The 10,787-nt window shown below is 70.9% G+C and carries 12 protein-coding genes; 8 read left to right on the forward strand and 4 right to left on the reverse strand.

The genetic code is table 11. The features are described from left to right. Positions 1 to 58: 58 nt before the first annotated feature. Positions 59 to 1,135: a YdcF family protein gene (locus C5E10_RS15430; protein WP_104332373.1), complete on the reverse strand. Its 1,077-nt coding sequence runs from the start codon at positions 1,133 to 1,135 to the stop codon at positions 59 to 61. A gap of 207 nt (positions 1,136 to 1,342) precedes the next feature. Between C5E10_RS15430 and C5E10_RS15435 the strand changes: the two genes are divergently transcribed. The 6 genes from C5E10_RS15435 (at position 1,343) to C5E10_RS15460 (ending at position 6,896) form a co-directional block, all read left to right on the forward strand. Then, positions 1,343 to 2,320, forward strand: a complete 978-nt coding sequence (locus tag C5E10_RS15435) for a hypothetical protein (protein ID WP_146080300.1) — start codon at positions 1,343 to 1,345, stop codon at positions 2,318 to 2,320. Further along, positions 2,317 to 3,354: a PadR family transcriptional regulator gene (locus tag C5E10_RS19575; protein WP_104332375.1), complete on the forward strand. Its 1,038-nt coding sequence runs from the start codon at positions 2,317 to 2,319 to the stop codon at positions 3,352 to 3,354. The genes C5E10_RS15435 and C5E10_RS19575 overlap by 4 nt, the downstream gene beginning before the upstream one ends. A gap of 141 nt (positions 3,355 to 3,495) precedes the next feature. Continuing rightward, positions 3,496 to 4,011, forward strand: coding sequence for a CrcB family protein (locus C5E10_RS15445; RefSeq protein ID WP_181062799.1), 516 nt, complete (start codon positions 3,496 to 3,498; stop codon positions 4,009 to 4,011). Further along, positions 4,011 to 4,475 (forward strand): CrcB family protein, encoded by a 465-nt coding sequence (locus tag C5E10_RS15450; RefSeq protein ID WP_181062800.1) that lies wholly within the window; start codon positions 4,011 to 4,013, stop codon positions 4,473 to 4,475. Before C5E10_RS15445 ends, C5E10_RS15450 begins: the two co-directional genes overlap by 1 nt. 127 nt (positions 4,476 to 4,602) lie before the next feature. Next, the gene (locus C5E10_RS15455; protein ID WP_104332378.1) at positions 4,603 to 5,421 is read left to right on the forward strand and encodes an ABC transporter ATP-binding protein; all 819 of its coding nucleotides are present in this window, start codon (positions 4,603 to 4,605) and stop codon (positions 5,419 to 5,421) included. After that, positions 5,418 to 6,896 carry a permease gene (locus C5E10_RS15460; protein WP_104332379.1) on the forward strand — a complete coding sequence of 493 codons (1,479 nt, stop codon included), beginning with the start codon at positions 5,418 to 5,420 and terminating at the stop codon, positions 6,894 to 6,896. The genes C5E10_RS15455 and C5E10_RS15460 overlap by 4 nt, the downstream gene beginning before the upstream one ends. Before the next feature lie 185 nt (positions 6,897 to 7,081). On the opposite strand, the gene C5E10_RS15465 is transcribed toward C5E10_RS15460, so the two are convergent. Then, positions 7,082 to 8,311, reverse strand: a complete 1,230-nt coding sequence (locus C5E10_RS15465) for an NAD(P)/FAD-dependent oxidoreductase (RefSeq protein ID WP_104332380.1) — start codon at positions 8,309 to 8,311, stop codon at positions 7,082 to 7,084. A 144-nt stretch (positions 8,312 to 8,455) separates the two neighbouring features. On the opposite strand from C5E10_RS15465, the gene C5E10_RS15470 reads away from it, so the two are divergent. Both C5E10_RS15470 and C5E10_RS15475 read left to right on the forward strand, forming a co-directional pair. Beyond that, a complete protein-coding gene (locus C5E10_RS15470; RefSeq protein ID WP_104298123.1) occupies positions 8,456 to 8,701 on the forward strand; it encodes a DUF3073 domain-containing protein in 246 nt (81 codons plus the stop codon). A 72-nt stretch (positions 8,702 to 8,773) separates the two neighbouring features. Then, positions 8,774 to 9,151: an SdpI family protein gene (locus C5E10_RS15475; protein WP_181059585.1), complete on the forward strand. Its 378-nt coding sequence runs from the start codon at positions 8,774 to 8,776 to the stop codon at positions 9,149 to 9,151. Positions 9,152 to 9,179: 28 nt separating this feature from the next. On the opposite strand, the gene C5E10_RS15480 is transcribed toward C5E10_RS15475, so the two are convergent. Further along, a complete protein-coding gene (locus C5E10_RS15480) occupies positions 9,180 to 9,671 on the reverse strand; it encodes an FBP domain-containing protein (protein ID WP_104240174.1) in 492 nt (163 codons plus the stop codon). A 25-nt stretch (positions 9,672 to 9,696) separates the two neighbouring features. Beyond that, on the reverse strand, positions 9,697 to 10,377 hold the full coding sequence (locus tag C5E10_RS15485) for an alpha/beta fold hydrolase (protein WP_104332381.1): 681 nt from the start codon (positions 10,375 to 10,377) through the stop codon (positions 9,697 to 9,699). Positions 10,378 to 10,787 lie beyond the last annotated feature (410 nt).

A 10,787-nucleotide genomic window follows, 5' to 3' on the forward strand; every position in this document is an offset into this window, starting at 1 on the left:
TCCCGAATCCGTGGTTCGAGTCACGCTCGCCGATCAGCCGCGCCGGCCGCCGACGGGATCAGCCGTTGCCGAGCGCGACCCACAGGCTGAGCGCGGGGATGGGGAACGCGAAGAGCACCCCGGCGACGAGGTTGAGCAGCCAGTAGCGCCTGAGGATCGCCGCGAACTCCCTCAGGATCGCGCTCGGCCAGTAGTAGCGGGCGACAGGTGCCTGCACTGCCTGCGCATCGATGCCGAGCTCCCTCGCGAGCATCGCGGCGCGCATGGCGTGGTAGTTGCTCGTCGCGATGATGCCGGGGCCGGTGACGCCCTCGCGCTCGAGGATCCGCATCGTGAAGCGGAGGTTCTCCTCGGTGTTGACCGATTCCTCCTCGCTCAGGATGCGCGGCTCGGCGGCGTTCCCCGCCATCGGCAGGGCCCCGTGGCGCCCGTCGGCGCCGGAGTTGGCGGGGTCGGCGTTGGCGGGGTCGAGCGCCCACTCGCGCATGGCGCGCCCCTCCGCAAGTGCCTCGTCGCCACCCTGCCCGCCGGACATGACGACGACGGAGGCCCCGACCCGGTGCGCCGCGTCCAGGCCCGCCCGGATTCGCGCGGCGAGCAGAGGCGGTACGCGCCGCCCTCCACTGAGGCCGGAGCCGAGCACGACGACCCAGGTGCCGACGGCACCGCGAACGAGCCGCGAGTAGAGCCACGAGTAGGCGAGGAACAGGGCGAACGCCGCCCCGAGGTAGGCGGCTCCGGCCGCGAGGAGGAGCGCGATGGAGATGAAGACGTCGTCGCCGACGAGGATGGCGGCGAACGGCAGCGCCGCCAGCGCCGTCAGGATGACTGCCAGGGCGAGGGACAGCAGGTTCCCCAGCGAGCGCCCCTCGCGTCGGATCATGCGGGCCCCGTTGACGTACAGCAGGACGATGAGCGCCAGCAGCAGAGCGGGCGAGAGCACGAAGGGCAGCCACGTCAGCGTGCTGACGAGCATCGACACCTGGCCGTCGAAGCTGGAGACGGCGCTGATGAGGACGACGGCCGCGGCGACGATCCACACGCCGTTGCTGAGGCGCCGAGGCTCGTTCCTCGTGCGCCGAACGGCGATGAAGGCCAGTCCCGCGCCGACGACGAGGGTGAGCAGCACCGACACCCATGACAGTTCCTGCGTGATGATGTCCTGCTCCCTCGCGACACACCCGCCGGGGGCCGCCGACGGTGCGCCCAGTATGCCGCACGCCAGAAGTCAGCTGAGAGAGTCGCGAGCGCACGCGAATCCCCAGACTCGCGATATAACGTGAGTTGCAGTCGTCGGGCGCGAAGGCCGACGCGCATCGAGAACCCTTCCCGAGGAGCAGCAGTGGCTATTGAACAGTGGATCGTGGACGGACCCCGCGTCATCGACGTGCAGACCGTCCGCAGCGTTCGCGCGAGACTCGCAGGCGGCGCCATCAGCGTGCTCGCGCACGACGAGCCGAGCACCCGCATCGAGGTGTCCGGCATCACGGGCCGCGATCTCAAGATCGCCATCGACGGAGACCAGCTCCTCATCGACCACCCCCAGCTGTCCTGGACCGACGTGCAGACCTCGGCGAAGACCATCTGGAACCAGCCGAACGTCGTCGTGAGCGTGCTCGTCCCCGCCGGGGTGGACGTCGATGTGCTCGGCGTCAGCGCGGAAGTGCTCGTCGCCGGGATCAGCGGACGCATCGACATCAACACGGTCGGCGGAGAGCAGTTCCTCGATGCGACCCGCGGCGAGCTGCACCTCAACTCCATCGGCGGCGAGATCAGCGTCCGCGGCCACGCTGGCACCGCCGTCGTGAAGACCGCGTCAGGGGACGTCACCGCCACCGGAGCTCTCGTGAGCTTCGACGGCAGCACCGTCTCGGGCGCCACGATCGTCGACGTCACCTCTGGCGCCCCCAGCCTCATCGCGAACAGGTCCGTCAGCGGCGCCACCACGGTGCGCCTCCCCGGCGGCACCCACCCCAGCTACCAGGTCTCCACGGTCGGCTCCTCCGTGCAGCTCGACGGCCTCCACCTCGAACCGCTGCGCGGGACCACGTACCGCTCCGAGCCCACCGAGGGCGCCGTCACCGACGTGCGCATCAGCACCGTCACCGGTCGGGTCTCCGTGCTCCTCTCCGCCCGAACGCCGCGTGCGGGAGATGCGCCGCCGGACTTCGACGAGCGCATCGACGCCCGCATCGCGACCCGCCCCGTTCCCGACGGCGACCCCGCCAGGGACAGCGACAGCAAGACCGCGGCCCCAGCATCCGAGAACGCGGGCGACGAGCCCGAGAACGACCCCACACAGCCGGGAGGCACCGCGTGACCCCGCCAGTCTTCGCCCACGGACACCTTCGCCTCTACCTGCTGAGCCTGCTCGAAGACCAGCCGCGCCACGGATACGAGCTCATCCAGGCGCTCTCCGAGCGCTTCGACGGCACCTACTCGCCAAGCGCCGGCACCATCTACCCGCGCCTCGCGAAACTCGAGGAGGAAGGGCTCGTCACCAAGCACAACGACGGCCGCAAGAGCGTCTACCGCATCACGGAAGCCGGCCGGCGTGAGCTCGACTCGCGCCGAGAGGAGCTCGCCTCCATCGAGCAGGACGTCGATTCGTCGGTCCGCCGTCTCGCCGCCGACGTCCGGCACGGACTCGCGAGTGCCCGCGAGGAGCTGCGTGCCGAGTTCGCGCGGCTCGCCCAGGAGCTCGGGCCGGATGCACGTGCCGGGTTCGAGAAGGCCGCGAGCGCGGGAGCCGCGGGAGCCGCATCCGCTCGTGGCTTCTTCTCCGGCGCAGGCAAGGGATGGGATGCGCCGCGCGAGAGCCCGATCACCACGCCAGGCGACACCCCGCCCGGATTCGTCCCGCCGGGGTTCACGGGCGGCTCGAGCGCCGCGGGCGAACCGCGCCCGCAGGACCCGCCCCGACCCCCGTCAGGACCAGACGCACCTGGAGCCCCCGAGGCGCCGCGGACTCCGCAGGCTCCGACAGAAGCGGGCGACGGCCACCGAACGCATGGGCGCTACGACACGTGGTCCTCCGCGAGCAGCTCGCACGTCTGGAGCAGCGGCACGGCAGACGACGGGGCCGCGAGATCCGAGCCGGCAGGCGACAGCCGACCGCCGCGGGACGCCCTGCGCGCGCAGCTCGAGGCCCTGTCTCAGGCCGACCTGGTGCTCAACAGGTTCCGACACGAGCTGCGACAGGAGCTGCGCGCCGCGCAGAGCGAGCAGCGGCTCTCCCCCGGAATCGTGACGTTCCTCGACCAGGAGCTGGAGCGAGTGCGAGAACGCATCTCGCACGCCCTCGGCTCGCGTGACGAGAGGAGCAGCAACGGCGGGGGCACTTCCGACGCCTGAGCCGCGGCCCTGGCGCTCGCCAGACGCCAGGCGCGGGGGCGCTCTCCACCACGGGGAGCGCCCCTCGCCACGAGCGCGCCACAGGATCGCCGTCGCCGCGGGCTGCTGGCGCGCGGCTCAGCCCGGGAGTACGGTTGCCGCGTGCGTTCGCCTGCCCGCCTCCTCCTCGCCGTGTTCCTCGGCGGCGCCCTCGGGACGCTCACGCGCGTCTGGGTGACGTCCCTGACGACGATGTCGATGCTCGATGGCGACCAGACGACGTACGTCCCACTCTCCGCGAACCTGCACGTCCTCGACTCCGACATCATCGCGGCGCTCATCGCCAACGTGGCCGGGTCCCTCGCGCTCGGCATCGTCGCGGGAGCGCACTGGCCGGAGCGGCTGGCCACGTTGCGGGCGGCCCTCGGCCCCGGCTTCTGCGGCGGCTTCACCACGTTCTCCCTCATCGCCCTGGCGCTCGCCCTCGTCTTCTCGAACTCCGGATGGGCGGTCGTCGCGTTCGCGGCCGGCACCGTCGGCGGCATCCTCGCCATCGTCGCGGGGCGAGCCATCGGGCGTCTCATCTCCCCTCCGCCAGGTGCCGGCCGAGGCCCAGCCGCGCCGAGCCACGACACATTCGGCCCCGACGGCGGAGCGCCAGCTGGTGGGGTGCGCTGATGGACGTCCTCATGCTCCTGGCGGTCGGGCTCGCAGGAGGCCTCGGCGCCTGCATCCGCTACGTCGCCGTCGAAGGGTGGCCGCGGATGCGCCAGCCGGCATCGGCGATCGCCACCGCCCACCCATCGACCCGGCAGGACACAGCCACACCGCGCCGCGTCGCCGCGGAGTGGCGGCTCATGATCGTGAACGTCGTCGCGTCGCTCATCGCCGGTCTCGCGGCCGGCCTGCTCCCACTTCCCACCGTCGCGTCGATGCTCGTCATCTCCGGCTTCTGCGGGGGCATGAGCTCGTGGAGCTCCGTCATGCTCGACGCGACGAACGCGTTGGGCGCCCGCAAGATCGGCAAGGCCGCGATCATCGTGATCGTCCAGATGCTCTGGGGAGTGCTCGCGGCGCTGATCGGCGTGACCGTCGGCCAGCTGCTCGGCGAGCGCCTCGGGCTCGGGATGCTCGGCTGGTAGCCCCCGGCCGCGGCGCCAGCGGTCATCCTCCCGGATGACGCCGGCCCTTGAATACCCTCCCAGAGTCGGGGGCGGATGAGCCCGCAGGCGGTCGAGGCGCGCACCCCCAGACGGGCACCTTGGAAGCATGACTTCCCACCCAGGCTTCCAGACACCGACCGCGGCACAATCGCACGCGGCAGCAGCACCCGCACAACGCTTCGCCCCGCACCCGAACGATGCGGCGGGCCGCGCATCCGCAGCCCTGCCAGCTGCTGGCGGGGTGCTCACGGCAGATTCGCTCAGCAAGGCCTACGGACCGACGACCGCCCTCGCGGGCGTCAGCATCGCGGTGCAGGCAGGCGAGGCGCTCGCCATCATGGGCGCCTCCGGGTCGGGCAAGACCACGCTCCTCCACTGCCTGGCCGGCATCGTCACGCCGGACGCGGGCCGCATCGAGGTGCACGGCGCTGCCGGCAACCGCGAGATCACCGGAATGTCCGACGCGGAGCGCACCGAGCTGCGCCGCACCGAATTCGGCTTCGTGTTCCAGGAGGGGATGCTCCTGCCGGAGCTCACCGCACTCGAGAACGTCGCCATCGCGGCGATGCTCTGCGGCGTCGACCGCACGCGCGCCGAACAGGCGGCTGCGCAGTGGCTCGCGGCGATGGGGCTCGCCGGCATGGAGGCTCGCCGCATCGGAGAGCTCTCCGGCGGGCAGGCGCAGCGCGTCGCCATCGCCCGCGCGCAGGTGACCGGAGCCCGCGTCGTCTTCGCGGACGAGCCGACGGGCGCCCTCGACTCAGCGACGAGCGCCGACGTCATGACGGCACTGCTGGCCGCGACCGCACGGGCCGGCCGCAGCCTCGTCGTCGTCACCCACGACCCCGAGGTCGCGGCACGCTGCGACCGCACGGTGCGGATGCGCGACGGGTACCTCCTCGAGGACACGGCGGCCCGCGCATGAACGGCAGCCACGACGCCGGGCGCCTCGACCTCGCAGCTGACACCCGCCCGACTTCACGAGCCAGGGCTGCCGAACCGTCGTCCACGCTCGCCCCCATCGACGTCCCGAGCCCCGCGCCCCGCGGGTCCAGCCGCATCCCGCTCCTCACGATCCTGCGGATGCTCACCCGGCCCGACACCGTCGGCCGCGCCGCCGTCGCCCTGCCGGCCGTGGCCTTCGCCGTGGTGACGGCCCTCACGCTCGTCGTGGTCGGCGGCACCATGATGCTCTTCAACCCGCCGCCAGGCATGCCATCCCACGGCATGTTCGCCGTCTTCGCGCTGACCCTGCTCGCGGTCCCGCTGCTGACCCTCGGCGTCGCCGCGGCACGCCTCTCCGCCCGCCGCCGCGACGACCGCCTCGCGACCCTCAGGCTGCTCGGCGCATCCACCAGGGTCGTGACGCTGCTCGCCGTCGCCGAGGCCACGCTCGTCGCCATCGCAGGCATCCTCTCCGGCATGGTGCTCTACGCCGCTCTCCTCCCCCTCGTGGGACTCCTGCACTTCTACGGTGCCCCCATCGGGGCGGCGTCCGTCTGGGTGGGGTTCCCCGTGCTCCTCGCGACCGCGGCCGGCATCACCCTGCTGGCGGCCCTCAGCTCGTTCGCCGGGCTCGCCGCCGTGCGCGTCACTCCCCTCGGCGTGCGCAAGCGCGGCACGCAGCCGCGGGTCAAGTGGTTCGCGCTCGCCTCCGGCATCATCATCCTGCTCATCAGCCTCGGCCTCGTCGGCATGTTGCAGGGACTCACCTCGGCCTTCGGCATGATCGGAATCGTCATCGCCGTGCTCGTCCCGCTTGCGGCCGGGATGCTCGCCCTCAACCTCATCGGCAGCCCCCTGGTCGGCCTCATCGGCCGGCAGATGGCGAAGCGCGCGAAGTCACCCGCCCGCCTCATCGGCGGGCGCAGGCTCGCCGAGACGCCCGGCGTCGCCTGGCGCAGCGTCTCGGGTATCGCGATGATCGCGTTCGTCGCCGTCATCGGCGGGAGCGGCCTCGCCCTCCTCGACATGGTCGGCACGTCCGGGATGCAGGCAGAGGATCTCATCGTCATGACCGACCTGCGCACCGGCGTCTTCCTGACGCTCTTCATCGCGTTCCTCATGCTGGCGTGCACGGTCGGCGTCTCGCAGGCGGCCGCGATCCTCGACGAGCGCAAGCTGCTCATCTCCCTCGACAGGGCCGGCATGCCGCGCAAGGTCTTCGAGCAGGCGCAGCGTGTGCAGGTCTGGGCGCCGCTGCTGCTCGCCGCGCTCGGAGGGGCCGGAGCCGCGGCAGCTCTCATTCTGCCGATCGTCGGCGCCTCGCTGATCATCGCGCCCCTCGCGATGCTCACGATGGCCCTCTGCTTCGCGCTCGGATTCGGTGCCGTCTGGCTCGCGCTCCTCGGCACGCGCCCAGTCGTCACCTCGGTGCTCGCCTCCGCGCACCGCGGCTAGCGCGCCTGCTGTGGGCCTCGCTCCCTGGCCCCTCTGCCCCGCTTCCCCTCTGCCCGCGGATCCCCTGACGCTCTGATCCCCGGTGGAAGAGTCAGCCAGCTGCGCGCTCCCGATCGGCGGAAGCTGCATCTGGCTGACATATCAGCGCGGGAAGGGGCAGGGAAGAGGGGGCAGGGAGGAAGGGGCTACTTCACCGTGGGCGGGGTCTCGCCGAGACGGTCGAAGACGCCCTCCGCGAGATGCTCGGCATCGAGGCGCGCCGCCACCGGGTTCCGACGGTTCGTTCCGTAGCCGAGCAGCGCGACGCGATTGTCACGGCGGCTCCAGCCGTCGCGCAGACGAGCCATACCGCCCTGCTCGCGCAGCTGCAGGGGCGCGAGATGGCGCATCGTCGGACGACTCCCCGTCGCCCAGATGATGGCATCCGCCTCGAAGCGCTCACCGCTCGCCAACGTCACCCCGTCCGGTTGAACGCTCGCGAGAGGACCCTGCGAGACGAGCAGACCCCGCCGAACCGCAGCGAGGGTCCCCCTCGAGAGCGGGATGCCGCGCACGCTCACCTCGCTCGGCAGCCGCTCGCCTCGCTCGACGAAGCGGACGAACTCGGCCTCGTGCCGCGCATCCATCTCGCGCTGCCGGGAATCGGTCCGCGACGGCAGCGTGAGGCGGGGCAGCTCGTGGAAGTCGGGCTCACGACGCGTCGACCACGCCGTCTTGGCCGCGATCGGCTCCAGCTCGCGCAGGATCGTCACGGCCGAGCGCCCACCGCCCACGACGAGCACCCGCTTGCCCGAGAATCCCGCCAGCGACTCGATGCGAGCGGCAGGCAGCTGCTGGCCGGCGAAGTCGAGGGCCCCCGGATACCAGGGCACAAACGGCGACGACCAGTCTCCCGTCGCGTTGATGACGTATCTCGTCGTGATCGTGCGCGGCGGGCGGTCCCCCACCTGGATGTGCAGCGTCAGCAGCGGCGAGCGCCGCATCGCCTCGACGCGCAGCACCCGCACCGGGCGGGCCACGAACAGGTCGTACGCGTCCTCGTAGCGCCGCATGAGCGGGGGCATGATGTCGCGGACGATGGCCTCAGGATCCTGATCGCTGAGACGGATGCCCAGCTCAGAGAGCCCAGGCGGGCCGGAGAGCAGGGGCGTGTGCCCCACCGTCTGGAAGTCCCATCCGCGCCCCCAGGACCCGCCAGGCTGCGGCTCGGCGTCGAAGACCACGAAATCCCGCAGCGGCCGGAGGCCCATCTCGGCGAGCGTCGCAGCGACCGTCACACCGGGCACGCCCGCGCCGATGACGACGAGGTCGATGTCGGTCTTCACGGCGAGCACGTCCGGCTTCCTGTCGAGGCGCTGCAGGCGCAGCTCTGCGGGTACATCGGACTGTCGACGAGCTCGGGTCCGGTAGGCCACAGTCTAGAGACGCAGAGTGACGCGGCCGGGTCGGCGCACCGAAGATTCGCTCGGCCGCCGTGGTAATGTGAGCGTCAGATTTTCGTTAACGACTTGCGACCGGGTGGTCATTCCTGCCCGGCCCGAATTATAAGGGGGTTACGCATGGGGCGTGGCCGTCAAAAGGCGAAGCACACCAAGGTCGCCCGTGAGCTCAAGTACTCCGTACATGAGACGAACTATGACGCGCTGGCACGTGAACTCTCCGGTGGCTCCTCGAGCTACCCGGTGAGTCCGCCAGCCACTGAAGAACCCAACGACGACATCCTCTCGAAGTGGTCCGAGTACCTCGACGATGATGACGCCGACGAAGACGACGACGCGAGCGGCTACGAGCAGAAGCGCGCGTAAGCGTGCGAGCACGACTCCCCGGAGTCCTGCCGCCGCTGCTCTCGTCTGACTCCGAGCCGACCTCATCACCTGGTGATCGAACTCCAGCCCCCGAGCTTCCCTGCTGCCATCGCGGTGGCAGTGATCCTCGTCGTCGGCAACCTCATGAGCATGCTCACGGTCCGCTGGGGAGCTGACGGGCGTCTCGATCGCTGGGGGTACGCGGGCCTGCGCACCGCAGCGACCCGCGCATCCGACGAAGCCTGGCGCGCTGGCCACGAGGCGGCGCTGCGCCCGGCGAACACCGGTGCAGGCGCCGGCATCGTCTTCGCGATCGTCTCAGTGCTCTCCGCCAACTCCGTCGCGCCGTATCTCGTCGCGCTGTCCCTCGCGGTGATCTCGACGCTCACCGGAGTCATCCTGAGCCTCGTCATCGCCCACCGGGCAGCCAAGGCCGTCGCCGGCAAGTAGACGCCGAGCGGCAGCCGGTGGATGCCCGTCAGACCCCGTCGCGCAGGTTCCTCGCGAAGCTCGCAGCGCGCATCCGAAGGTTCTCCTTGCGCTGCTCGCGGGCCGCCTCGCGGTCGTAGCCGATGTACGCCGAGGTGGGAAGACGCCGCACGTTCGTCGAGCACTCGAACTCGGCGCAGACCAGCGTGCCGACGGTATCCCCGCGACGACCTGCGTCACCGGTCCGCTTCGCGCTGTAGAACACGACGTCGTTGGGCAGCGTCACGTCCTCGCACCACGAGCACATTGCGCGCCGAGTCGGCAGCTTCCGCGCGCGCTCGAACATGATCGCCACGAGGTCCCCGTCCACCGGGATCACCGCGTAGGCGCGACGCCCCAGCTTCGGGTCCGTCCAGCCGAGGTAGTCGCGCCGCTCCCAGTCCACATCGTGGAACCCCGGCAACAAGGTCAGGTCGCTGACCTCCTTGCGCGAGGCGTTCACAAACGCATCCCGGATCTGGGCCTCGGTGAGCTGCTGCATCTGACGAGCGTACCCAGCCTCCCGGTCAGAGGCCGTCAGCAAACTCCGCGAGGGCTCTCGCGAGCGGGTCAGGCGCGCCGATGGCGACGTAGTGCCCTCCGGGGACCACGACCGCCTCGACCCCGGCACGGTCGCGGGCGAGCTGCTTCGCGAACTCGAGCGGGAAGAACAGGTCGTCCTCTGGTGCAATGAAGCCCGTCGGGACCTCGCGGCCGACGCCCGGCCAAGGCGCGTCCATCCACGAGCCGGACTCCTCGCGCACGTGCGCCTTCGCGTCGACCACAAGATCGTCCGGCACGAGGTTGTAGAACACGAGCTCGTCCTCGGCGTCGACGCCGAGCGCGCTGTGGCCCGTCGCTGTCCACCACTCCTGCATCGTCTCTCCCGGCTTCGGGATCATGCCCGCCACGTAGACGAGCCCGTCGGCGTCGAGACGCTCAGCAACGAGGGCCGCGGAGAAGCCGCCGAGCGAGTGGCCGACGACCACCAGCTGCTCCCCCTGCCCATCACCGTCGGAGCTGTCGCCCCTCGCCTCGTCGAGCTGCGCCGAGACCGAGTCCGCGTAGTCGACGAGCGACAGACCCGGCTCCTCGATCGGCAGGTCGACGGCGACCGCGCGATGGCCTGCCTCCTCCAGCTTCGGGGCCACAAGGTGCCAGTCCCAGCTCGACGATCCTCCACCGTGGATGAGCACAAACGTAGCCATGGGCGTTCCCCTCGTTCCCGACCGCCGGCCAGCTGACCGGCACACCCTCCCACCTTGGGGGCCGCGCCTGGGCTTTCGCCCGACTCGCGCGTGGCTCGCTCGTGGTTTGCGCGTGGCTCGCGCGTGGTTCGCGCGTGGTTCGACTCTGGCGCTCCGGGCCTCAGACGTCGCGCACCTCCCCCGCGTCCCGGACCTTACATCCCAGACTTCCCGCGTCCCGAACCTCGCGTGCTTTCTGAAACTCGGGCTGGCGAAGTCACTTCCTGCTGGAGAACTTCCCGCAACAAAGCGACCTTTCCATCCCGAAACCCCGGAAACGGCAGGAACGGCAGGAACAACACCTCGCCCGCAACGACCACCCGAGCCTCACCCCACACCCAAACCGCCCGACCGACTCAGCCCAACACTCC

The sequence above is a fragment of the Pseudoclavibacter sp. RFBG4 genome, assembly GCF_002931515.1.
GTDB lineage: Bacteria > Actinomycetota > Actinomycetes > Actinomycetales > Microbacteriaceae > Pseudoclavibacter.

What these genes read in the sequence shown, in the direction of transcription:
- C5E10_RS15485 (WP_104332381.1), bottom strand. Translation starts at nt 10,377, where the DNA reads ATGGCTACGTTTGTGCTCATCCACGGTGGAGGATCGTCGAGCTGGGAC.
- C5E10_RS15455 (WP_104332378.1), top strand. Translation starts at nt 4,603, where the DNA reads ATGACTTCCCACCCAGGCTTCCAGACACCGACCGCGGCACAATCGCAC.
- C5E10_RS15450 (WP_181062800.1), top strand. Translation starts at nt 4,011, where the DNA reads ATGGACGTCCTCATGCTCCTGGCGGTCGGGCTCGCAGGAGGCCTCGGC.
- C5E10_RS15480 (WP_104240174.1), bottom strand. Translation starts at nt 9,671, where the DNA reads ATGCAGCAGCTCACCGAGGCCCAGATCCGGGATGCGTTTGTGAACGCC.
- C5E10_RS15460 (WP_104332379.1), top strand. Translation starts at nt 5,418, where the DNA reads ATGAACGGCAGCCACGACGCCGGGCGCCTCGACCTCGCAGCTGACACC.
- C5E10_RS15470 (WP_104298123.1), top strand. Translation starts at nt 8,456, where the DNA reads ATGGGGCGTGGCCGTCAAAAGGCGAAGCACACCAAGGTCGCCCGTGAG.